Source organism: Stenotrophomonas sp. 24(2023) (genome assembly GCF_030913365.1).
In the GTDB taxonomy this organism is placed as follows: domain Bacteria; phylum Pseudomonadota; class Gammaproteobacteria; order Xanthomonadales; family Xanthomonadaceae; genus Stenotrophomonas.
Genome location: NZ_CP133160.1, coordinates 4,326,201 through 4,348,343, shown reverse-complemented (window position 1 = coordinate 4,348,343; position 22,143 = coordinate 4,326,201). Strand labels below are relative to the sequence as shown.

The 22,143-nt window shown below is 69.6% G+C and carries 18 protein-coding genes and 1 pseudogene; all 19 read left to right on the top strand.

Going from position 1 to position 22,143, the window contains the following annotated elements; all coding sequences use genetic code 11:
- The first annotated feature begins 41 nt into the window (after positions 1-41).
- Positions 42-1,826, top strand: a complete 1,785-nt coding sequence (locus tag Q9R17_RS19795; RefSeq protein WP_308156286.1) for a MotA/TolQ/ExbB proton channel family protein — start codon at positions 42-44, stop codon at positions 1,824-1,826.
- 9 nt (positions 1,827-1,835) lie between these two features.
- Positions 1,836-2,249, top strand: coding sequence for a biopolymer transporter ExbD (locus Q9R17_RS19790; protein WP_308156285.1), 414 nt, complete (start codon positions 1,836-1,838; stop codon positions 2,247-2,249).
- A gap of 3 nt (positions 2,250-2,252) precedes the next feature.
- Positions 2,253-2,924, top strand: a complete 672-nt coding sequence (locus Q9R17_RS19785) for an energy transducer TonB (protein ID WP_308156284.1) — start codon at positions 2,253-2,255, stop codon at positions 2,922-2,924.
- A 50-nt stretch (positions 2,925-2,974) separates the two neighbouring features.
- The gene (locus Q9R17_RS19780; protein ID WP_308156283.1) at positions 2,975-4,723 is read left to right on the top strand and encodes a putative porin; all 1,749 of its coding nucleotides are present in this window, start codon (positions 2,975-2,977) and stop codon (positions 4,721-4,723) included.
- Between the two features lie 11 nt (positions 4,724-4,734).
- Complete coding sequence (locus Q9R17_RS19775) at positions 4,735-5,460, top strand: hypothetical protein (RefSeq protein WP_308156282.1); 726 nt, start codon at positions 4,735-4,737, stop codon at positions 5,458-5,460.
- Positions 5,423-5,764, top strand: a complete 342-nt coding sequence (locus Q9R17_RS19770) for a hypothetical protein (RefSeq protein WP_308156281.1) — start codon at positions 5,423-5,425, stop codon at positions 5,762-5,764. Before Q9R17_RS19775 ends, Q9R17_RS19770 begins: the two co-directional genes overlap by 38 nt.
- Before the next feature lie 120 nt (positions 5,765-5,884).
- Positions 5,885-6,385 (top strand): RNA polymerase sigma factor, encoded by a 501-nt coding sequence (locus Q9R17_RS19765; RefSeq protein WP_308156280.1) that lies wholly within the window; start codon positions 5,885-5,887, stop codon positions 6,383-6,385.
- Between the two features lie 85 nt (positions 6,386-6,470).
- A pseudogene (locus tag Q9R17_RS19760) lies at positions 6,471-7,420 on the top strand (FecR domain-containing protein).
- A gap of 146 nt (positions 7,421-7,566) precedes the next feature.
- Complete coding sequence (locus Q9R17_RS19755; protein ID WP_308156279.1) at positions 7,567-10,680, top strand: TonB-dependent receptor; 3,114 nt, start codon at positions 7,567-7,569, stop codon at positions 10,678-10,680.
- A 57-nt stretch (positions 10,681-10,737) separates the two neighbouring features.
- Complete coding sequence (locus Q9R17_RS19750) at positions 10,738-11,502, top strand: Slam-dependent surface lipoprotein (RefSeq protein WP_308156278.1); 765 nt, start codon at positions 10,738-10,740, stop codon at positions 11,500-11,502.
- A 78-nt stretch (positions 11,503-11,580) separates the two neighbouring features.
- The gene (locus tag Q9R17_RS19745) at positions 11,581-13,053 is read left to right on the top strand and encodes a surface lipoprotein assembly modifier (RefSeq protein ID WP_308156277.1); all 1,473 of its coding nucleotides are present in this window, start codon (positions 11,581-11,583) and stop codon (positions 13,051-13,053) included.
- 46 nt (positions 13,054-13,099) lie between these two features.
- Positions 13,100-13,699 (top strand): biliverdin-producing heme oxygenase, encoded by a 600-nt coding sequence (locus Q9R17_RS19740; RefSeq protein ID WP_308156276.1) that lies wholly within the window; start codon positions 13,100-13,102, stop codon positions 13,697-13,699.
- A gap of 94 nt (positions 13,700-13,793) precedes the next feature.
- A complete protein-coding gene (gene exbB / locus Q9R17_RS19735; RefSeq protein WP_308158389.1) occupies positions 13,794-14,498 on the top strand; it encodes a tonB-system energizer ExbB in 705 nt (234 codons plus the stop codon).
- Positions 14,485-14,913 carry a biopolymer transporter ExbD gene (locus tag Q9R17_RS19730; protein ID WP_343238760.1) on the top strand — a complete coding sequence of 143 codons (429 nt, stop codon included), beginning with the start codon at positions 14,485-14,487 and terminating at the stop codon, positions 14,911-14,913. Before exbB ends, Q9R17_RS19730 begins: the two co-directional genes overlap by 14 nt.
- Positions 14,910-15,662 carry a TonB family protein gene (locus tag Q9R17_RS19725; protein ID WP_308156274.1) on the top strand — a complete coding sequence of 251 codons (753 nt, stop codon included), beginning with the start codon at positions 14,910-14,912 and terminating at the stop codon, positions 15,660-15,662. The genes Q9R17_RS19730 and Q9R17_RS19725 overlap by 4 nt, the downstream gene beginning before the upstream one ends.
- Before the next feature lie 126 nt (positions 15,663-15,788).
- Positions 15,789-16,964 carry an efflux RND transporter periplasmic adaptor subunit gene (locus Q9R17_RS19720; protein WP_308156273.1) on the top strand — a complete coding sequence of 392 codons (1,176 nt, stop codon included), beginning with the start codon at positions 15,789-15,791 and terminating at the stop codon, positions 16,962-16,964.
- Entirely contained in the window at positions 16,961-20,074 is a 3,114-nt protein-coding gene (locus Q9R17_RS19715) for a multidrug efflux RND transporter permease subunit (protein ID WP_308156272.1), read from the top strand. The genes Q9R17_RS19720 and Q9R17_RS19715 overlap by 4 nt, the downstream gene beginning before the upstream one ends.
- Positions 20,071-20,763 (top strand): heavy metal response regulator transcription factor, encoded by a 693-nt coding sequence (locus Q9R17_RS19710; RefSeq protein ID WP_308156271.1) that lies wholly within the window; start codon positions 20,071-20,073, stop codon positions 20,761-20,763. The genes Q9R17_RS19715 and Q9R17_RS19710 overlap by 4 nt, the downstream gene beginning before the upstream one ends.
- On the top strand, positions 20,760-22,130 hold the full coding sequence (locus Q9R17_RS19705; protein WP_308156270.1) for a heavy metal sensor histidine kinase: 1,371 nt from the start codon (positions 20,760-20,762) through the stop codon (positions 22,128-22,130). Before Q9R17_RS19710 ends, Q9R17_RS19705 begins: the two co-directional genes overlap by 4 nt.
- The last annotated feature ends 13 nt before the right edge of the window (positions 22,131-22,143 follow it).

Sequence of the window (22,143 nt, the reverse complement as noted above, 5' to 3'; positions counted from 1 at the left end):
ATCCTCTTTTCCTGAACGTGCGTTCGCCGGAGACCCTTCGCATGGACCGTTTGTTGACCCGACTGCTGTTGCTGCTGCTGGCGCTGAGCGCGCTGCCGGCGTGGGCAGCCGATGCCGGCTGGTGGCAGGCCGAGTGGCAGTACCGCAAGCCGATCACGATCGATGCCGGCCCGCAGGGCGCCGGCCTGGCCGCCGACCCGGGCCGCACGCCGGTGCTGCTGCGCCTGCATACCGGCAATTTCGGCTTCGATGGCGTGCAGGACGCAGGCAACGACCTGCGTTTCGTATCGGCCGATGGCCGCACCGTGCTCGCCCACCAGATCGAGCAGTTCGATCCGCTGCTGGGCCTGGCGCTGGTCTGGGTGGATGTACCGAATCTTTCCGCCGGTGCGCCGCAGACGGTGTGGATGTACTACGGCAACAGCAAGGCACCGGCCAGTGGCAACGGCCAGCAGGTATTCGACCCGGATTACACGCTGGTCTATCACTTCGCCGATGCCAACGCCCCGGCGCGCGATACCACCGCCTATGGCAACAATGCCGGTGCCGTGGTGCCGCCGGCCGAAGGCGCGGTGATCGGCCGCGGCGTGCAGCTGGGCGCCGGCCCGCTGCCGTTGCCGGCCAGCGCGTCGCTGGCGCAGGCGGCCGGTGCGGCCTTCACGCTCTCGGCGTGGATCAAGCCGGGCATGCAGCCCGGGGCACAGGCGATCTACGCACGTCGCGATGGCAGTGCCGAACTGCTGGTGGGCATCGACAACCGCGTGCCGTTCGTGCAGGTCAATGGCCAGCGCAGCGCGCCGGGCCAGCCGATCCCGGAAGGGCAATGGGCGCATCTGGCCGTGGTGGCGGACAAGGGCAGCGTGCAGCTGCTGCTCAATGGCCGCCCCGCCGCACAGCTGGCGGCGGACCTGCCGGCGCTGTCCACTGCGGCGGTGGTCGGCGCCGACGCACCGGGTGCGGCCACGCCGCTGGCGAATTTCGACGGCGCGCTGGATGAGCTGCGCGTGTCCAAGGTCGCCCGTCCGGCCGCACTGCTGCAGGCCGATGCGGTGGCCCAGGGTGCCGATTCGCGCATGATCGGTTATGGCGCCGATGAGCAGTCCACGGGCCAGAGCCATTTCGCCTTCATTCTCAAGGCCATGCCGTTCGATGCCTGGGTGGTGGTGGCCATCCTCGGCCTGATGATGCTGATGTCGTGGGCGATCATGATCGCCAAGGGCCGCCATTTCGGCCGCACCAGCAAGGCCAACGCGGTGTTCACCGAAACCTTCGGCCAGCTGGCGGGCGTGCCGCTGCGCACCCTGGCCGACATGGACCGCCAGGGCAAGGCACCGGCCGCCATGCGCGACGGTTCGCTGTGGCGCATCTACCAGGTGGCCATCGATGAAATGCAGCAGCGCCACCAGCGCGACGGCAGCAGCGGCTATCTGGGCGCGGCGACCATCGCCGCCATCCGCGCCTCGATGGATGCGGTGATGGTGCGCGAGCAGGAAGCGATGTCCAAGCGCATGAACTGGCTGTCCACCACCATCGAAGGCGCACCCTACGTGGGCCTGTTCGGCACCGTCATCGGCATCATGCTGGTGTTCGTGGTGGCGGCCATGGCCGGTGCGGTGGACATCAATTCGGTGGCACCGGGCATGGCCGCGGCGCTGCTGTGCACCGCGGCAGGCCTGGGCGTGGCCATCCCCGCACTGTTCGGCTACAACTACCTGGGCGCGCGTGCCGAGGCGATCGGTGCGGACATGAGCGTGTTCATCGATGAATTCGCGGCCCGCCTGGCCGAAGAACAGGACCTGCGCGCTGCCGCGCCGGTGCAGGGCTGAGGTGCCGCCATGGGCCACGGCGTGAAGTTCGGCATCAAGAAGCGCGAGAAGGGCATCAATGTCACGCCCTTCGTCGACGTGCTGCTGGTGGTGCTGGTGATCTTCATCCTCACCAGCAACGCCAGCATTCCCGGCATCCAGGTCAACCTGCCCAAGGCCAGCAACAGCGTGGCGCTGGAAAAGCCGCAGACCAAGGCCATCACCATCGACAACAACGGCCAGGTGTTCCTGGACGCCTACCCGGTGAGCATGGCGGAGCTGGAAGACCGGCTGCGCACGCAGCGGGCGACCACGCCGGATTTCCCGGTGATCGTGCGCGGTGACGCGCAGGTGCAGTACGCCCGCGTGGTGGAGGTGCTGGACCTGTTGCGCCGGCTGGAACTGGCCCAGGTCGGCCTGGTCACCGGCAAGGCGCAGGGGTAGGGCATGGCTGCAACCCGCCCGATCCGGCAGCTGCTGGTCACCACGGCCATCGTGCTGGGCGTCCTGCTGGTGCTGGGCATCGCCCTGTGGTGGCTGCTGTTCAAGGACACCGCCAGCACCAAGCGGCAGGTCACGCCGCCGCCGATGCTGACCCTGCCCCCGCCGCCACCCCCGCCGCCCCCGCCGCCGGAAAAGCCCCCGGAGCCGGAGACGCCCGAGGAAACCGTGCCCGACCCGGAACCGCTGGAACAACCGACCCCGGCCGAGGAACCGACGCCGGCGCCGGAGGCGGCCGACCCGGTGACGATGGATGCCCAGGGCCAGGCCGGCACCGACAGCTTCGGCATCCAGTCCGGCAGCGGCGGCGGGTCGTCCGGTGTGGGGCGTGGCGGTGGCACGGCCGGTTATGGGCGCTACCTCGGTTACGTGATGCAGCAGGCCATCGCCCGCGACCCGCGCCTGCGCCGTCTGGCGTTCCAGCTGCAGATCAACGTGTGGCTGGAGGCCGACGGCCGGCTGAGCCGCGTCGAACTGCTGCGTGGCAGCGGCAACGACGAGGCCGATGCCGCGGTACTGGATGTGCTGCGCCAGCTGGGCCGGGTCGACCAGCCGCCCCCGCCGTCACAGGAATTCCCCGCCCGCGTGCTGGTGCAGGGCCGCCGCCCCGGTACCTGACGCCTGCTTCACCGCCTTCTTTTCCCGCTTTTCCTTTCGCGAGAACGATGATGAACAACGCACCCCGCGCCCGAACCGCCCCCCCGCGCCACCGTGCACCGCGCGCATTGCTGTGCTGCGCGGTGCTGCTGGGCCTGGCCGCGCCGGCCGGCGCCATGGCCGCCGACACCACGATGGTCAAGCTGATCAAGGGACTGATCGCCAGCGGCGCGCTGAAGCCGGAGGACGGGCAGGCACTGCTGGTGCAGGCCGAAGCCGAGGCCGCCGCCGCGCAGCGCGCCAGTGCGGGCAGCGCGGCGGTTGCCACCAGCAGCGGTGGCATTGCCCTGGAGCCCGGCGACGTGCGCGTTCCGTATGTGTCGCAGAGCGTGCGTGACGGCATCCGTGATGAAGTCCGCCAGGAGGTGATGGCACAGGCGAAACAGGAGGGTTGGGCCACGCCGAACGAGGTGCCCGAATGGACCCAGCGCATCAAGGTCAGCGGTGACATGCGCGTGCGCAGCGAGTCGCGCTTCTATTCGGAAAGCAACAGCCCGGAAGCGCCGAACTGGTCGGCGGTCAACGCCGGCGGTGGCTTCGATACCAATACCAACACCAACCTGGCGCTGCCGCCGCTGCTCAATACCCGCCAGGACCGCCGCAACCTGTGGCGCATCCGCGCGCGGCTGGCGGTCGATGCGGCCATCACCGAGCGCGTGCAGGCCGGCGTGCGCCTGGCCAGCGGCAGCAGCAACGGCCCGGTGTCCACCACCGAACAGCTGGGGGGTGGGTTGAGCAAGAAGGACCTGTGGCTGGACCAGGCGTGGCTGTCCTACCGCCCTGCGGACTGGATCACCCTCAAGGGCGGGCGCTTCGGCAACCCGTTCTGGTCCAGCGATACGCTGTTCTCCAACGACCTGAACTTCGATGGGCTGGCCGCCAACCTGCAGTACGGCCTGGCCGGTGGTGAGCTGACGCTGTACGGCAACCTGGCCGTGGTGCCGCTGGAGTACGTGTCCGACAACGGCCCCAGCCAGAGCCTGGTGAAGACGCCGAACGAGAACAAGTGGCTGTCCGGTGCCCAGCTGGGCCTGGGCTGGGCGATGGATGAGGACAACACGCTGCGCGCGGCGGTGGCCTACTACGATTTCAAGAACATCAGCGGCAGGCTGTCTTCGCCGTGCTACCTGTACGCACGCGACACCGCCTGCGATACCGACTGGACGCGCCCGGCCTTCATGCAGAAGGGCAACAGCCTGATGCTGATCCGCAACATCGCACTGAACCCGCTGGACCCGGCCAATACGCCCACCCCGCAGTACGTCGGCCTGGCCTCGGCCTTCCGCCTGGCCAACCTCAACCTGCGCTGGGATACCGCTCTGGCCGATGGCATCGGCCTGCGCGTGGAGGCCGATTACATCCGCAACCTGGCCTTCGACAAGGACGCGATGTTCCGCCGCGCCAACAACGCCATCGTCAACAACTTCGGTGCAGGCGGCGCGGCGACCCGCGATACGTTCCGCAGCGGCGATACCGCCTGGATGCTGCAGGCCACCTTTGGCGCCGCGGACCTGAAGGAGAAGGGCCAGTGGCAGGCCCTGCTGGGCTACAAGCGGATCGAGGCCGATGCGCTGCCCGACGCCTTCAACGATCCCAACTTCCACCTCGGCGGCACCAACGCACGCGGCTACTACCTGGGCGGCGCCTATGCGCTGGATCGCCGCAGCTGGGTCAGCGGCAAGTGGATGTCGGCCAAGGAAGTGTCCGGCCCGCCGCTGTCCATCGACGTGTTCCAGCTTGAGTTCAACACCGGCTTCTGAGGGCTGACCCCATGCATCGCCTGACCATTGCGCGCCCGAACCGTACCTGCCTGGCCCTGGCCGGCCTGCTGCTGGCCGTGGCCGGCAACGCACCGGCGCAGAACAGCAGCCTGGAGCAGCGCCTGCGCGCACAGCTGCAGGCCACCACCACCCAGCTGCAGCAGGCGCAGGCCGAACTGGCGCGCCGGCCCGTCGCAGCGCCAGCGACGACCCCCAGCCTCGCAGCGGATGCGGACGTGCAGCGGCTGAAGCAGCAGCTGCAGGCGGCACAGGCACGGCAGGGGAGCGATGGGCAGCAGGCCCGGCAGCTGCGCGTGCAGCTGGCCGAGCGCGACCAGCAGCTGCAGCGTCAGGCGCAGCAGCTGCAACAGCTGCGCGAGCAGCAGGCGGCCGGTGGCAGCCGCGAACAGGCGCTGGCCAGCCAGCATGAAGGGCTGCAGCAGGACCTGCTGCAGTGCCGGCAGCGCAACCAGGCCCTGTACGAGATCGGCCAGGATGTGCTGAGGGAATACGAATCGCTGGGCGTGGCCGGTGCGCTGCGCCGCCGCCAGCCGTTCGCCGCCCAGTCACGCGCCCGCTATGAGCAGTGGGCGCAGGCGCAGGGCGACCGCCTTTACGAAAACAGGGTGGGCGCGCGTGCGCTGCCTCCGGCAACGTCCAAGGACACCGACACCACACGTCGTGCAACAGGAGAAAAGGATGAGCCGTCGCAAGTTGTTCCAGGGCCCGGACGCTGACCACACCCTGCTGGGCAAGGGCCCGGCCTATGTGTCGGTGGAAGGGCTGCGCCAGCACCTGGCCGAGTTCCTGCTGTATGCCGGTCGCCCGGTGGTGATCATGCGCGGGCGCAGCGAGGTGGGCTATTTCCTGCCGGCGCGCTGCTGGCGCGAACGTGACGATGATCCGTTGGCGGCCAGCGCTACCGATGACCTGCTCGATGCCGCCGGGTTCCAGGCCGAGGACATCCAGCGTTCGGAACAGGAGTTCGCGCAGATGCGCCAGCGCACCGTGCTGCACGCCCGGCGCGCACCGCCGCGCTGATGTCCCCGGGGGCCGCCCGGCGGCCGCGGGGCTGGGCGTGCCTTCACGGCTCTTCTACAATGTCCCGGCGGACCGCCGCCATCACGCCCATCATTCCCCGGTCCGGCCTTGGCATGCCTTATGTCCCCCAATGCCCTGGCGTTGGTTGAACTGCTGATCCGCGAACGGCGCGCGCTGTTCCGCTTCATCGCCCGCTACCTGGACCCGGCCAGCACCGAGGACACGCTGCAGAACCTGTACCTGAAGGCGAGCAGCGTGCCCGGCGACCCGCCGATCCTGGAGCCGCGGGGGTACCTGTACCGCATGGCCTACCACCATGCGCTCAACCGCAGCCAGGCCGAGGCGCGCGAGCGGCGTGCGCTGGCCGAATTCGCCGCCGACCTGGGCGAGCTCGCAGCGGACGGGGAGGCCACCGCCCTGGACCAGGCACAGCTGCGCGAGATCACCCAGACCATCCTGGCGCTGCCGCCGCAGGTGCGCGAGTGTTTCGTGCTCAACCGTTACCTGGGCCTGACCGAGCGCGAGATCGCCGCGCGGCTGGGCCTGTCCAAGAGCGTGGTCGGCAAGTACGTGCTGCGCGCGGCGCTGCTGGTGCAGCAGCAACAACAAGGGGGGCGCTGATGGCATGCAATTGCCGTGGGCAGATTGCGCCCGCAGTTGTCTCAATGGAAAAGGGCACCCGCAGTGGGTGCAGCAGGCCATACGCATGACCACGTCCGAACCCTCGCCGCGTCAGGCCAGGCAGGCGTTGCGCTGGGTAATACGGTGCAGTGCCGGCGCCTTGCCGCCGCGCCAGCACGCCGCCCTGCAGCGTTGGCTGCGTGCCGACCCGCGCCACCTGCGCGCCTGGCAGCAGCAGGCCGCCTTCTGGAACCGGCTTGATGCGGCTGGCCCTGAGGTGCTGGCGGCACTGCCGGCGTTGACTGCCGACACCCAGGGCGCCCGCCCGCTGCGCCCCCGCTGGCGCATGGGCTGGCTGGCGGCTGCCGCCGCCCTGGTGCTGCTGGTGGGCGCTGCCCCCCAGGCCTGGATGATCGCCCGCAGTGATGTCCGCAGTGGCAGCGCACCGCGCAGCGTGGTGCTGGCCGATGGCAGCCAGGTGGTGCTCGATGCGGGTAGCGCGCTGGCGGTGGATCTGCAGGACGACACCCGCATGCTGCGGCTGCTGCGCGGGCGGGCCTGGTTCGCGGTGGCGCACGAGCGGCGCCCGTTCGTGGTCGAGGCCGGTGGCGGCCGGGTGCGTGACATCGGCACCGCGTTCAGCGTGGGCCTGCACGACGATGCGGTGCTGACCCAGGTCAGCCAGGGTGAAGTGGAGGTGGCGCCGGGCAAGGTGCCCGCCGCGCGCCTGCATGCCGGCCAGTCGCGCACCTTCCGTGACGGCCAGTGGCGCGAAGCGCTGGTGCTGCTGCCGCCCGAAGCGGTCGCGCCCTGGCGGCGCGGCGAAGTGGGCATCGACAACCTGCCGGCCGCGCAGGCCATCGCCGAACTGGCCCGTTACCGCGCCGCACCGGTCTGGGTGCTGGGCGGGCGGCGCGCGTGCGGGTCAGTGGCCTGTTCCACCTGGACCAGGCCGATGCGGGCATCGACGCGGTGGCGGCGCAGGCGGGCCTGCGCGTGGAACGCCTGCCGGGCGGGGTGCTGCTGCTGCGATGAAAAAAAACTAGAACAAGTGTGGGCAGACCCGCTTCCGGGTTGTCTGTATTGATGTAGCCAGAGCGAAACCACGTTTCTCCTCAAGCCAGCCGAGCCACCGCCACCCGATGTGCCGGTGGGCCCGTTTTCCTTGAGGAGTCCTGTTCATGCCGTCTCCGGCAGTTGCCCACCGTCGTACCGCCACCGTCCTGGCCGTGGCCATCGCCACCGCCCTGTTGCCTGACCTGGTGCCCGCTGCGCAGGCACAGGCGGCACCGGCCGATGCCGGCCACGCCTTCAACCTGCCGGCGCAGCCGCTGGACGACGCCCTGCGTGCCTTCGGCCGCACAGCCGGCGAACAGGTGGTGTTCCGCAGCGAACTGGTGGCGGGCCGTCGCTCACCGCCGGTGCAGGGCCAGTACAGCGGGGCGCAGGCGCTGCAGCAGCTGCTGGCCGGCAGCGGGCTGCGCGCGCAGCAGGGCCGTGATGGCACCTGGACGCTGGCACCGGGTGCGGGCGTGCAGGCCGGCGATGGCGTGGTGGTCACCGATACCCTGAGCGTGGGCGGCACCGCCCAGCAGCGTGGGGGTGCCGCGCGCGACCAGCGCGGCTATGACGATGTGTACGACCTGGATTTCACCACCGGCTATTCCGGCCGCGACCGTGTCGAGCGTTACCGGGGCTCCAACCCGGCCGACGTGGTCAAGGACCTGGTAGGGGTGTTCAGTGGTGATGCGCGCAACAGTGGTGCGCTGGACCTGAACATCCGTGGCATCCAGGGCCCCGGCCGCGTGCCGGTCAGCATCGATGGCGGCGAGCAGGCGCTGACCGTGTGGCGCGGCTACAACGGCGTCAGCAACCGCAACTACATCGATCCCAACCTGATCGGCAGCGTGCAGGTCATCAAGGGGCCCGCGCAGGTGCGCGATGTGCACAGCGGCATCGGCGGCGCACTGGTCATCAAGACGCTGGACGTGGATGACATCGTGCCCGAGGGCGAGCGCTTCGGCGGTGAGCTGAAGATCGAAGGCAGCAGCAACGCCGTCGCCCCCCAGCTGCCGCGCCTGCATACCGGCCAGGACTACCGCAGCGTGCCGGGGTTCCCGCAGGCATCACCCTCGGCGCCCTATGCCGACAGCACGCTGCTGGTGCCGGTGCGCTCGCGTGGCGCGGAAACCAATGTCTTCGACGGTGAAGACCAGGCCTGGCGCCTGGCGCTGGGCCTGCGTGGCGACAACGTGGACCTGATGGCCGCCTATGCCTGGCGCAAGCGCGGCAACTACTTCTCCGGCAAGAAGGGCACGGCCTATTACGACCAGGATCCGCGCGAACAGTTCGAATACCAGGGGCTGGATTACATCACCACGCTGGCACGCTATTTCAAGCCCGGTGACGAGGTGCCAAACACGTCCAGCGAGCAGGAATCCTGGCTGCTGAAGGCCACCTGGCAGATCAACGATGACCAGCAGCTGCGGGCGACCTGGCGGCACACGCTGTCGCACTATGGCGAGATCATGCCGTCGCGCATCCTGTCCGCGCCGGATTACGGGCGCATCCAATGGCCGCTCAGCCGTGTCGATGCCGATGCCTGGAACCTGGAATACCACTGGCAGCCCGCCGGCAGCCGCTGGCTGGACCTGCGCGCCAACCTGTGGCGCACCGAAACGGTCAGCGATACCTACACCGCCGGTGGCTTCCCCAATTTCGCCAGCAACCCGGCCATCACGCCCGGTGCCAACCCGATCCTGCGCAACACGGCGCTGGCCAATGCCCGCAATGACCGCACCGGGCTGACCCTGAGCAACCGCTTCGCCCTGCATTCCACCCTGGACCTGACCGTCGGCGGCAACTGGCAGTTCGAAAAGCTGCGCTCGGGCGATACCTACTTCGGTGTCAGCGACGGCTGGCGCATGTACCCGCGTGCCGGCCGTCGCCAGGAAGGCGAGGGCTACATGACCCTGGAATGGCGTCCGGTCGATTTCCTCACCCTCAGCGCGGGCGTGCGCTACGCGCGCTACTGGGCCTTCGATGATTTCCTGCAGGCGCACCCGGAACTGCTCACCCGCGCGGTGTACCCCAAGGAAGCCCGCTACCGGGTCAACGAACTGCCGCCGCGCCCGGACAGCCTGCAGGGCGAGATCGACGCGCTGGAAGCCCAGCGCGCCTTCTGGGAAAGCATCGGCATGGGCTTCATCGTCGATGACCTGCTGAAGAACCTGCTGGTGAAGTACGAAACGCCGATCCAGGTCGAGCATGGCATCCCGTGGCAGCCTGATGCCAACGGCAACTACAGCCGCGCCACCAACCCGTGCCTCAATGGCCAGGTCGCTGCGATCCCGGGCCTGCTGCCGGTGCAGGGCGCCAACATCTTCTGCACGATCCAGAGCGGCGCCGCGCAGGCCGTGGAAGGCCGCAATGACCGCAAGCGCGATCATGCCTGGCTGCCGAACTTCTCGGCCACCGTGCATTTCTCGCCCGACGCCCGCGCCTACTTCCGCTACAACGAGGCAGTGCGCTTCCCCAGCATGTTCGAAAGCACCATCGCCTTCTCCAGCAGCCTCAATCCGCTGTACCCGCTCAAGCCCGAACACGCCTACAGCTATGAAGTGGGTTACGTGCACAACCTGGCCGCACTGTTCGGGGACAGCGCCGATGCGGACGTGAAGCTGGCCTATTTCGTGCACAAGACGCGCAACGTGATCGAGCGCGATGCGAACTTCCTGTTCGACAACCTGGACAAGCAGACCATCCGTGGCGCCGAACTGCAGGCACGCTTCGACAACCGCCGCTTCTTCACCGACCTGGGCATCAGCCGCACGCTGGAAAACAAGGTGTGTGATGAAAGCATGGCGGTGCAGATGGATGCCATCCGCGGGCAGGTGCCCAACTGCGTGCAGGACGGCTTCGTCAGCGGCTATCTGTTGACCCAGGCCATTCCCAAGCTGTCGATCAACTGGTCGGTCGGTACCCGCCTGTTCGACGAACGCCTGGAGCTGGGCAGCCGCATCGTGCACTACCAGCGCCATGAGAACCCCGATCTGCAGGCCTACCGTGACCGCCTGCTCAGTGGGGTCGGCGGCCTGCTCTGGCAGAACGTGCCGTTCACCTGGGGAAACATCACCACCGTGGATGCCTATGCACGGTGGCGCATCAACGACCACGCCACGGTCGAACTGGTGGGCACCAACCTGGGCAACCGCTACTACGTCGACCCGGCCACCCGTTCCACGCTGCCGGCGCCGGGTCGCACGCTCAAGCTGGGCGTGACCGCGCGCTTCTGAGCCTTCCCCTGTTTTCCGTGTTGTACCCGTAGTTCCCTCAACCCAAGGAGCAATCCCATGAACATGATCTCCCGTTCCGTACTGGCCGCGGCCGCCACCCTGGCCCTGGCCGGTGCCGCCCATGCAGCCGACATCGTCGGTGCGGCCAGCCCGGCCACCGACGCCCAGCTGTACATCAAGGTCGGTGCCTCGGAAGTCAACGGTGGCCCGCACACCGCCGGCAAGGCCGGTATCGGCGTCGGCACGGTCTCCAATGCCAAGCCGGTCGATTTCCAGGGCCTGAGCAGCTACTCGGTGCCCACCACCGTCAATGGCGTGACCGTGCGTACCCTGGCCATGCCGATCACCGGCACCCCGGGCAACCACTCGGGCATGGGCCACTTCAACTTCGTCAAGGTCGGCAGCGGCGATGTGTGGTTCGGCGAATGGTCCAAGGACGGCGCCGCCGGTGGCTTCAACAACCGCCAGGTGTACTTCGCCGGTGACCGCGCCGGCACCACGCTGCCCAGCGGTACCGCAACCTACGCGGTGGCCGGCCTGAACAAGTTCAACGGCAGCAACCTGCTCAGCGGTACCTTCGTGGCCAACTTCGGCAACGGCACGCTGGTCGGCGGCCTCAGCGGTGGCGGCCAGACCCTGTCGGTCAACGCCGCCATCAACAGTGCCGATGCGTCCTTCGCCGGCAGCGCGGTGGCCAATGGTTCGGTCAACGGCAGCAGCAAGGGCCAGTTCTTCGGCGCCAATGCGGCGGCCCTGGCCGGCATCGCCACCTTCGCCGGCAACAGCCAGTACGACACCGCCTTCGGCGGCACCAAGAACTGAGTGAACTGAGCGCCCCAGCCGGGGCCGGGCAGGGACAAGCCGCGCTTCGCCAGTCCCTGCATCCCCGGTGGCCTTCCCATGATCCCATTCCGAATTTTTCCGTGCTGCGTACTGCTGGCCGCCGCCGGTGCCTGCCTGCCTGCGCAGGCGCAGCAGGACGATCTGCGCCGCGTGCTGGAGCAGGGCGCCGAACAGCGCCACCAGCAACAGGACCAGCAGCGCCTGCAGCAGGCCGATGGCGAGCGCCCGACGTTGACCATCGATGGCCAACCCTACCGCGTCGAACGCACGGTGGACGACCTCGGCCAGGCACTGTACCTGTCGCTGCAGCACCAGCAATGGCAGGCCGCGCAGCGCTTCCTGGACGAGTACGTGCAGCTGCCGGGCCATGACCCGCTGCTGCGCCACTATGCACAGGGCGCCGTGGCACGCGTGGCCGGGCATCACCACCAGGCGGCCCGTGAGTTCGAGGCCGTGCTGGCGGCCCAGCCGGATTTCCTGCCAGCACGGCTGGAGCTGGCGCGCGTGCTGGCCGAAGACCAGCGCGACCGCGAAGCCATTGCCCTGTTCACCGCCATCGCCGCGCAGATCGATGCCCGCGATGCCACCACCGAAGGCGTACGCGCGCGCGTGCAGGGGTACCTGCAGGCGCTGCAGGCACGCCAGCGCTGGAAGGGGGCCATCGCGGCCGGCCCGGCCTGGAGTGACAACATCAACCGCAGTTCGGCCAGCCGCACCTGCCTGCTGGGCGATGGCGCGGGCAGCTGCCTGATCGAACGGCGCCTGCCCGATGCGCAGGCCGCCGCGGGCCTGGACTACGACGCCAACCTTGAACGCCGCCTGCCGCTGTCCGGCCACCATGGCCTGTATGTGCGCGGGCTGGCCTATGGGCAGGCGTGGCGCGGCTACGCCAGCTACAACGAAACCAACGCCAGCGTGCAGGCCGGTTACAGCTGGCGCAGTGCACGGCAGACCCTGCAGCTTGCGCCCAGCTTCGACTACCAGGGCTGGGGCAACCACGCCCTGTACGGTGCGGCCGGCGTGCATGGCGAATGGTCGTATGCCATCGATGCCTCAACGCTGGTCAAGCTGGAGGCGGACTGGAAGCGCCAGCGTTACCGCCAGCGAGCCCTGGCCGACAACTACGATGGCGACCTGCGTGCGCTGTACGCCACCTGGTTCCGCGCACTGAACCCCCGCTGGACCGTGTTTGCCGGCGTGGATCTGGCCGACAGCGGCGCCGCGCTGGACAGCAACGGTTACCTGCAGCGTGGCCTGCGGCTGGGCACGGCGCGGCAGTGGCCAGGCACCACGGCCACGGTGTTCGTGTCGTTGCGCGAGCGCCGCCATGATGCCTGGGCGCCGTTGCTGGAGGCACGCCGCCACGACCACGAACAGAACCTGATCGCCATCGTGCGCAGCGAACGCCTGGCCGTGGCCGGGCTGGTGCCCAGCCTGAGCGTGCGCTACACGCGCGTGGCCAGCAATGTCGATTGGCTGTACGCCTATGACCGCAGCCTGGTCAGCCTGAAATGGGAGCGCCCGTTCTGATGCAGGCACGTTGCGTGTTGTTTTCCGCCACCACCGGAGGCCGCTGATGCCCACCGACACCCCCGCCGCCGCACCCGCGGCACCCACCCGCGCCGAGGGCCTGAAGGCCGCCACGCGCCTGACCCATGACCGCCTGGACCAGCGCATCATGGCCGCGCGCATTTTCGACGACCGCGAGCGCTTTGCCGGCTTCCTGCGCATGCAGTACCGCTTCCACCGCGATATCGAAGCGCTGTATGCCCTGCCAGCCCTGCAGGCGCTGCTGCCGGACCTGGCGCAGCGCTCGCGGCTGGCGCGCATCGCCCAGGACCTGGCCGACCTCGGCCAGCCACTGCCACCGGCGGCGGCGCCGCGCCTGGCCAGTGATGCCGCAGTGCCCACCGCGCTGGGCTGGCTGTACGTCGCCGAGGGTTCCAACCTCGGTGGCACGCTGCTGTACAAGCTGGCCGCAGCGCTGGGCCTGGATGCGCGCTTCGGTGCGCGCCATCTGGCCGCCCACCCGGAAGGTGCGGCGCGGCACTGGCGCGCGTTCACCACGGCATTGAACACGCTGGTGCTGCCGCCGGACCAGGAGCAGGCGATGGTGGCCGGCGCGCAGGCCGCGTTTGCCGCCGTCAACGCATACGTGGCAGAGGAGCTGCCATGAGCGGGTACGCCAGGACGAACGCGGGGTGGGGCGGCGGGGCCGGGGAGTGTCCCGTGCCGCCCCGCGGCCCGGCAGCGGCAGGGAGGTCGCACTGATGGCCATGGTGGTGGCCGCCGGGGCCCTGACGCCGTGGCAGATGTACCTGCAGGCCGATGCCGTGGTGAAGACGGTGATGCTCGGTCTGGCAGTGGCGTCGCTGGCCACCTGGACGGTGCTGCTGGCCAAGCAGTGGGAACTGCGCGGCCAGCGCCGGCAGGTACAGGCGGCCATCGCCGCCCTGCGGCACGCCCGCGACTGGCCACAGGCCTGCACTGAGCCCGCCCTGCAGCAGGGTGTGGCCGGGCAACTGCTGCATGCCGCGCAGGACGAACTGGAACAGTCGGCCGATCTGGCGCATGTGCAGGGCGTGGCCCCGCGCCTGGCCTCGCGGCTGCACCGCATCGAACTGGCGGCGCTGCGGCGCTGGCGGGTAGGCACTGGCGTGCTGGCCACGGTGGGCGCGGTGGCACCGTTCGTCGGCCTGTTCGGTACGGTGTGGGGCATCATGAACAGCTTCGTCGGCATCGCCGCCAGCCACAGCAGCAGTCTGGCGGTGGTGGCCCCCGGCATTGCCGAAGCGCTGCTGGCCACGGCCATGGGCCTGGTCGCGGCCATTCCGGCGGTGGTGATCTACAACCACCTGGGCCGCCGCATCACCGTGCTGCGCGCCGAACTGGGCGATGCCAGCGCGGCGCTGCAGCAGCGGGTATCGCGCGAACTGGACCGGCCCAGCGCGGAGCGTGCCGATGCACCTGCCTGAGGGAAACGATGATGACGACACCGCACTGCCCGAGCAGCACGACATCAATGTCACGCCGTTCATCGACGTGATGCTGGTCCTGCTGATCATCTTCATGGTGGCCGCACCGCTGAGCACGGTGGACATCGCCGTGCAGCTGCCCGCCAGCCGCACCGCCGCGGCGACCCCGCCGGACCCCCCGCTGCAGCTGGCGTTGTCCGCCGACGGCAGCCTGCGCCTGCAGCAGCAGGTGGTCGCGCCGGGGGACCTTGGCCGTCTGCTGGATGCGCGCAGTGGCGGCGACCGCAACCGCAGCGTGCTGCTGGCGGCCGATCGCCAGGTGGCCTACCAGCAGGTGATTGCCGTGCTGGATCAGCTGCGCATGCAGGGCTACCTGCGTGTCGGCCTGGTCGCGCAGGATGCTGCTGCGCCGTGAGCGCTGCACCGTCGCGGCACTGGGCCATCGCCGCGCTGCTGGCCACGCTGCTGCACGCGGCCGTGATCGCCATGCTGCTGTGGCCCACGCACGATCGCGTGCCCCTGCCCGCAACTGCGGCGGTGCGCATGGTGATGCTGGTACCGGCCGAGACGGTTCAGGCGCCACCGGCCGCCGACACGCCGTTGCCGGTGGGGCCGCCGGTGCCGCAGGGGCGGCCGGCCGAGGCCGAGGCCGCCGTGTTGCCAGCGCCGGTGTCGGTGCGCAGCACGGTACCGGCCACCGCCGTGCCGCCGGTGCCGGCGGCCGCCGACGGCGAGCTCGCGGTGGCGGCAGGCGCCGCGCCGGCATCCGCTGCGCCGGGCGCCGAGCAGGCCACCGCGCCACCGGCCAGTGCCGCCGCGCCGGGGCCGCAGGTGCAGGCCCCGCGTGACAGCAGCGGCAGTGGCCTTCAGGCCATGGCGCGCTGGCAGGCCCAGCTGCTGGGGCACCTGGAGCGGCACAAGCGCTACCCGCGGCAGGCCCAGCGCCGCCGCGAACAGGGCGTGGCCGATGTGCAGTTCGCGGTGGACCGGCACGGACAGGTCAGCGCGATCCGTCTGCTGCAGGGCAGTGGCGTTGCCGCACTGGATGCCGAAACCCTGGCCGTGGTGCAGCGTGCGCAGCCGGTGCCGCCGCCCCCGGCCGGCGTGCCGGGTGATCCGGTGCAGGTGGTGGTACCGGTGGAATTCTTCCTCGACCGCCGTTGAGATGGGCTGGGCGCGGCACCGAACCTGACAGGATTGTCAGGCGGCTGACAGCGTGATGCTGGCCGCCAGGCGGGAGCATGGTGCCCTGCCAGCGATCCCACGCTGGCCCCGGACCGGACCTGCCCGATGCCCATGCCCGATGTTTCCGCCCTGCTGCGCCGCCGTCGCCCACTGCTGGCCAGCGTGTTGCTGCTGGCCCTGCTGCTGGGGTTCCTGTTCCATGGCGCGTCGCGCACCGATGCGCAGCCCAGCACGGCGCCGCCACCGGTGCCGGTGGTGACCACCCGGGTCGAGCAGCGCGATGTGGCGCATTGGCGCAATGGCATCGGCACCGTGCAGTCGCTGCAGAGCGCGGTGCTGCGCCCGCAGGTGGATGGCGTGCTGACCGAGGTGCTGTTCGAGGAAGGGCAGAAAGTGCAGCGTGGCCAGCTGCTGGCCCGCATCGACGACCGCGCCATCCGGGCCGACCTGGGCGGTGCGCAGGCCGCGCTGTCGCGTGACCAGGCCACGCTGCAGGCCGCGCGTTCGGACCTGGCGCGGCTGCAGCACCTGTCCGGCGACCAGCTGGTGTCGCGGCAGATGCTGGAACAGCAGGCCGCCACGGTGAAGCAGCTGCAGGCCACCGGCAACGGCAACCAGTCGGCGGTGGATGCGGCCCGGGTGCAGCTGTCGTACACGCGCATCGTCTCGCCGCTGGACGGCCGTATCGGGCTGCGCCAGGTGGACCCGGGCAACCTGGTACGGGCCAGCGATACCCAGGGCCTGGTGACGGTGCAGCAGACCGATCCCATTTCCGTGGTGTTCCCGCTGCCACAGGATGCGCTGCCGCAGCTGCGCGCGGCGCTGGCGGCCGGCCCGGTCGCGGTGCAGGCACTGGATCGCGATGGTGGCCAGCTGCTGGCCGAAGGCACCCTGCGGGTGATCGACAACCAGGTGGAAGAGGCCTCCGGCACCGTGCGCCTGCGCGCGTCCTTCGGCAACGCCGATGACCGCCTGTGGCCCGGCCAGCTGGTCAGCGTGCGGGTGCTGGCCGGCCGCAGCCGCGCGGCGCTGGTGCTGCCGCCCGAAGCCGTGCTGCGTGGCGTGGACGGCAGCTTCGTCTACCGTGTCGAGGCTGATGGCAGGGCGCAGCCGGTGCCGGTAGAGGCCGGCGCACAGGGTGACGGGGCGGTGGTGGTCCGTGGCGCGCTGAAGGTGGGCGACGTGGTGGTGCGTGATGGCCAGTCGCGGCTGCGCCCGGGCAGCGCGGTGGCCGAAGCCCGGCCGGCGGCAGCGACCAGCACGCGCGGGGCGGCACCGTGACCGCGCGGGTATCGCTGTCGTCCTGGTTCATCCGGCACCCGGTGGCGACCACGCTGCTGACCCTGGCGGTGGTGCTGCTGGGCGTGGCGGCCTTGCCGCGCTTGCCCATCGCGCCGCTGCCGGAAGCCGAATTCCCCACCTTGCGCGTCAGTGCCAGCCTGCCGGGGGCCAGCGCCGAAACCATGGCCTCGGCCGTGGCCACGCCGCTGGAAACCCAGCTGACCGGCGTGCCGGGCATCATCGAAATGACGTCCAGCAGCGCCCTGGGCAGCACATCCATCACGCTGCAGTTCACCCTGGAAAAGGACATCGACACCGCCGCGCAGGAAGTCCAGGCCGCCATCAATGCCGCGGCCGGGCGCCTGCCCAGCGATCTGCCGAACCTGCCGACCTGGCGCAAGATGAACCCGGCCGACAGCCCGTTGCTGGTGCTGAGCATGGTGTCATCGCAGATGCCGCTGACCGAACTGAGCGATCTGGCTGAAACCCGGCTGGCGCGTGCGATCAGCCAGATCAGCGGGGTATCGGAAGTGGCCATCGTCGGCCAGCGCCGGCCCGCCATCCGCATCCAGGCCCAACCCGAGCGCCTGGCGGCCATGGGGATGACCCTGTCCGACCTGCGCAGCGTTGCCCAGGCCGCCAGCGTCAACCAGGCCAAGGGGGCGCTGGTCAGCGACCGCAGCCTGTCCACCTTCGACGCCAACGACCAGCTGTTCGACGCGCAGGCCTACCGCACGCTGGTGGTGGCCTACCGCAACGGTGCGCCGGTACATCTGGGCGATGTCGCAACCGTGGAAAACGGCGCGGAAAATGCCTATGCGCAGGCCTGGCCGAACGGGCAGACCGGCGTTGGCCTGATCATCAGCCGCCAGCCCGGCGCGAACATCGTGCGTACCACCGATGCGGTGCTGGCCGCGCTGCCGGAACTGCGCGCCACGCTGCCGGCCAGTGTCGATGTGGAGGTGCTCAACGACCGCACCCGCACCATCCGTGCCTCCCTGCACGAAGTGGAGCTGACCCTGGTGCTGGCCATCGTGCTGGTGGTGCTGGTGATGGGCCTGTTCCTGCGCCAGCTGTCGGCCACGCTGATCGTGGGCGCCGTGCTGGTCGTGTCCCTGGTGGCGACGTTCGCGGCGATGTACGTGGCCGGGTTCAGCCTGAACAACCTGACCCTGGTGGCGCTGGTGGTGGCCGTGGGCTTCGTCGTCGACGATGCCATCGTGGTGGTGGAGAACATCCACCGCCACCGCGAAGCCGGGCTCGGGCCGGTGGAGGCGGCGCTGCAGGGGGCCGGCGAGATCGGTTTCACGGTGGTGTCGATCAGCCTGTCGCTGATCGCCGCGTTCATCCCGCTGCTGTTCATGGACGGTGTAGTGGGGCGCCTGTTCGCCGAATTCGCGCTGACCATGACCGTGGCCATCCTGATCTCCATCGTGGCCTCGCTCACGGTCGCACCGATGATGGCCGCGCACCTGATGAAGCGCATGCCCGTGCACCACGAGGGCCAGGCGACGCTGGCCACGCGCCTGCTGGCCGGGTACGACCAGAGCCTGCAATGGGCACTGGGCCACCCGAAGACGGTACTGCTGGGCTTTGCCGCCACCGTGGCCGTGGCGGTGGCGTCCTACGTGTGGATTCCCAAGGGCTTCTTTCCGCTGCAGGACACCGCGTTCGTGGTTGTCACCACCGAAGCGGCGCAGGACATCGGCTACGAGGAAATGGTGGCCAAGCACAAGCAGCTTGAACGCATCGCCGCCGATGATCCGGCGCTGCTGGCCTACAACCATGCCGTGGGTGCCGTCGGCGGCAGCCAGACGCTGTCCAACGGCCGCTTCTGGTTCATCCTCAAGGACCGCGGCGACCGTGATGTGGACGTGCACGCCTTCATCGACCGCATGCGTGCCAAGCTGTCGGCGGTGCCGGGCATCGCGGTGTACATGCGTGCCGCGCAGGACATCAACATCGGTGCCGGGCCTTCGCGCACGCAGTACCAGTACGCACTGCGCGGGCAGTCCAGCGGCGAGCTGTCGGCGTGGGCCGAACGGCTGACCGCGCGGCTGCGGGCCCTGCCACAGCTGCGTGATGTGTCCAACGACCAGCAGATCGGCGCCAGCGTCACCCGGCTGGAGATCGACCGTACCGCGGCCGCGCGGTTCGGGCTGAGCGCCCGGGACATCGACCAGGTGCTCTACGATGCCTTCGGGCAGCGCCAGATCAATGAATTCCAGACCGAGACCAACCAGTACAAGGTCATCCTGGAAGTCGCTCCTGGCCAACTGGGCAATGTCGATGCGCTGGCCTATTTCCACCTGCGCTCGCCGCTGAGCGGGCAGATGGTGCCGTTGTCGGCGGTGGCCCGCGTGCAGCCGCCGCGCAACGGCCCGGTGACCATCAACCACAACGGCATGCTGCCGGCGGTCAACCTGTCCTTCAACCTGGCCCCGGGCGTGGCGTTGGGCGATGCGGTGGCGCTGGTGGAACGCGAGCAGGCGCAGATCGGCATGCCGGCCAGCATCAGCGGCCGTTTCCAGGGGACCGCGCAGGCATTCCAGGAATCGCTGGCCAGCCAGCCGATGCTGATCCTGGCCGCGCTGCTGGCGGTCTACATCATCCTGGGCGTGCTGTACGAAAGTTTCGTGCACCCGCTGACCATCCTGTCCACGCTGCCCTCGGCCGGCATCGGCGCGGTGCTGATGCTGTGGCTGTGGGGGCTGGATTTCTCGATCATGGCACTGATCGGCATCGTGCTGCTGATCGGCATCGTCAAGAAGAACGGCATCCTGATGGTCGACTTCGCGCTGGATGCGCAGCGCCGGCGGGGCCTGTCACCGCGGCAGGCCATCCACGAGGCCTGTCTGACCCGGTTCCGGCCGATCATGATGACCACCCTGGCGGCGTTGCTGGGGGCCATTCCGCTGATGATCGGCTTCGGTACCGGCTCGGAGCTGCGCCAGCCGCTGGGCGTGGCGGTGGTGGGAGGGCTGCTGATCAGCCAGGTGCTGACGCTGTACAGTACCCCGGTCATTTACCTGGCCCTGGACCGCCTGTTCCTGCAGCGCCGACGCGAGCGCAGGGCGATGGCCGGGGCCGCCGCGGCGGAGCCCGGATGAAGCTGTTGATCGTCGAAGATGAAAGCAAGACCGCCCATTACCTGCGCACCGGCCTGGGTGAGCAGGGCTGGGCGGTGGACCTGGCCGCCGATGGCATCAGCGGCCTGCACCTGGCGCGCGAACTGGACTACGACGTGATCGTGCTGGATGTGATGCTGCCGGGCATGGATGGCTTCAGCGTGCTGCGCGAGCTGCGCCGCAGCAAGCAGACCCCGGTGATCATGCTGACCGCCCGCGACCGCGTGGATGACCGCGTGCATGGCCTGGGGCAGGGGGCCGATGACTACCTGGTCAAGCCGTTTTCCTTCATCGAACTGCTGGCGCGGCTGCAGGCGCTGGTGCGCCGTGGCCGCCAGCAGGAACCCACCGAACTGCAGGTGGGCGACCTGCAGGTGAACCTGCTGGCGCGCCGCGCGTTCCGTGACGGCAACCGGCTGGACCTGACCGGCAAGGAGTTCGCCCTGCTGGCCCTGCTGGCGCAACGGCGTGGGCAGATCCTGTCAAAGACGCTGATCGCCGCGCAGGTGTGGGACATCAACTTCGACAGCAACACCAACGTGGTGGAAGTGGCGATCAAGCGCCTGCGCAGCAAGATCGACGGCCCCTACGCACGGCGCCTGCTGCACACCGTGCGCGGCATGGGCTATGTGCTGGAAGTGCGTGAAGGCGAGGAGGAGCCGCGCGCATGAGGCTGTCCATCGCACAACGGCTGGCGCTGATGTTCGCGCTGGCGGCGCTGCTGGTGTTCACCCTGCTCGGGTTCGGCGTGTACAGCGTGCTGGAACGGCAGGTGATGCGCTACCAGCGCGCCGAGCTGGAAACCAAGCTGCATTCGGTCAGTGGCAGCGTGGCCATGTGTGATTCGCAGGTGCGCTGGGCCAAGGTGCGCGAGAAGGTCGCCAACCTGATTTCCGGCGACCGCGATACCCAGGTCTGGGCGTGGAGCCCGGACGCCAATTTCCGCATTGGCGATGCCCCGCCCAGCGTGCGCGCGGCCGGGCGCGGTGACGGCGGCATGGGCACCCTGGCCCGTGGCAGCGAGCAGCTGCGCACGCTGCACCACCACGTGCCCGGCCACGGCGAGCGGCCGGCGGTGGACCTGTGGATCGGCATCGACGATGAACCCTATGCGCAGGCGCTGCAGCGCTTCAGCTGGGCCTTGTGGGTGGCCGGCGTACTGGGCGTGCTGCTGGTGGCGGGGCTGGGGTACTGGATCGCGCGGCTGGGCCTGCGGCCCTTGCGGGCGCTGTCCAACGAGGCACGGGCGCTGAGCCCGCAGCGGCTGTCGCAGCGGTTGCGGGCCACGGCGCTGCCGGCGGAGCTGGGCCACCTGACCCATGCCTTCAACGGCGCGCTGGACCGGCTGGAAGCGGCCTACACCCGTCTGGATGGCTTCAATGCCGATGTGGCGCACGAGCTGCGCACGCCGCTGGCCAACCTGATGGGCCAGACCCAGGTGGCGCTGTCGCGCCCGCGCGATCGCGATGCATTGCAGGAGGTGCTGCAATCCAACCTGGAGGAACTGGAACGGCTGCGGGCGATCGTCAACGACATGCTGTTCCTGTCGCGGGCCGGGCAGGGCGACATCGCCGTGGACACGCGCCAGCTGCAGCTGGCCGACGAGGTGGCCAAGGCGGGTGAGTTCCTCGAATTCCTGTTCGAGGAGGCGCAGCTTGGCCTGCGCATCGAGGGGGATGCCCAGGCCTGCATCGACCCGTCACTGTTCCGGCGGGCGCTGACCAACCTGCTGCACAACGCCGTGCAACACGCACAGCCGGGCAGCGACGTACGGGTGCTGCTGACCAGCGAAGGCCAGGGCGCGCGCATCGCGGTGGTGAACCAGGGAAGGGAGATCGCCGGCGAGCACCTGCCGCTGCTGTTCGAGCGTTTCTACCGCGTCGATGCGGCACGGGAGTACCAGGGCGAGCGGCATCATGGCCTGGGGCTTTCCATCGTCAAGGCCATCGCCGCCCTGCACGGGGGCGAGGTGTTCGCCAGCAGCGCCGGCGGGCAGACCACGGTGGGGTTCGGGGTGGCGCGCCGGGCACCTGCATGACCACCGCCAAGGG

Bases quoted from the DNA above. Each gene is read 5' to 3' on its own strand.
- Q9R17_RS19795 (WP_308156286.1), top strand. From the start codon at position 42: ATGGACCGTTTGTTGACCCGACTGCTGTTGCTGCTGCTGGCGCTGAGC.
- Q9R17_RS19790 (WP_308156285.1), top strand. From the start codon at position 1,836: ATGGGCCACGGCGTGAAGTTCGGCATCAAGAAGCGCGAGAAGGGCATC.
- Q9R17_RS19785 (WP_308156284.1), top strand. From the start codon at position 2,253: ATGGCTGCAACCCGCCCGATCCGGCAGCTGCTGGTCACCACGGCCATC.
- Q9R17_RS19780 (WP_308156283.1), top strand. From the start codon at position 2,975: ATGAACAACGCACCCCGCGCCCGAACCGCCCCCCCGCGCCACCGTGCA.
- Q9R17_RS19775 (WP_308156282.1), top strand. From the start codon at position 4,735: ATGCATCGCCTGACCATTGCGCGCCCGAACCGTACCTGCCTGGCCCTG.
- Q9R17_RS19770 (WP_308156281.1), top strand. From the start codon at position 5,423: ATGAGCCGTCGCAAGTTGTTCCAGGGCCCGGACGCTGACCACACCCTG.
- Q9R17_RS19765 (WP_308156280.1), top strand. From the start codon at position 5,885: ATGTCCCCCAATGCCCTGGCGTTGGTTGAACTGCTGATCCGCGAACGG.
- Q9R17_RS19755 (WP_308156279.1), top strand. From the start codon at position 7,567: ATGCCGTCTCCGGCAGTTGCCCACCGTCGTACCGCCACCGTCCTGGCC.
- Q9R17_RS19750 (WP_308156278.1), top strand. From the start codon at position 10,738: ATGAACATGATCTCCCGTTCCGTACTGGCCGCGGCCGCCACCCTGGCC.
- Q9R17_RS19745 (WP_308156277.1), top strand. From the start codon at position 11,581: ATGATCCCATTCCGAATTTTTCCGTGCTGCGTACTGCTGGCCGCCGCC.
- Q9R17_RS19740 (WP_308156276.1), top strand. From the start codon at position 13,100: ATGCCCACCGACACCCCCGCCGCCGCACCCGCGGCACCCACCCGCGCC.
- exbB (WP_308158389.1), top strand. From the start codon at position 13,794: ATGGCCATGGTGGTGGCCGCCGGGGCCCTGACGCCGTGGCAGATGTAC.
- Q9R17_RS19730 (WP_343238760.1), top strand. From the start codon at position 14,485: ATGCACCTGCCTGAGGGAAACGATGATGACGACACCGCACTGCCCGAG.
- Q9R17_RS19720 (WP_308156273.1), top strand. From the start codon at position 15,789: ATGCCCATGCCCGATGTTTCCGCCCTGCTGCGCCGCCGTCGCCCACTG.
- Q9R17_RS19710 (WP_308156271.1), top strand. From the start codon at position 20,071: ATGAAGCTGTTGATCGTCGAAGATGAAAGCAAGACCGCCCATTACCTG.
- Q9R17_RS19705 (WP_308156270.1), top strand. From the start codon at position 20,760: ATGAGGCTGTCCATCGCACAACGGCTGGCGCTGATGTTCGCGCTGGCG.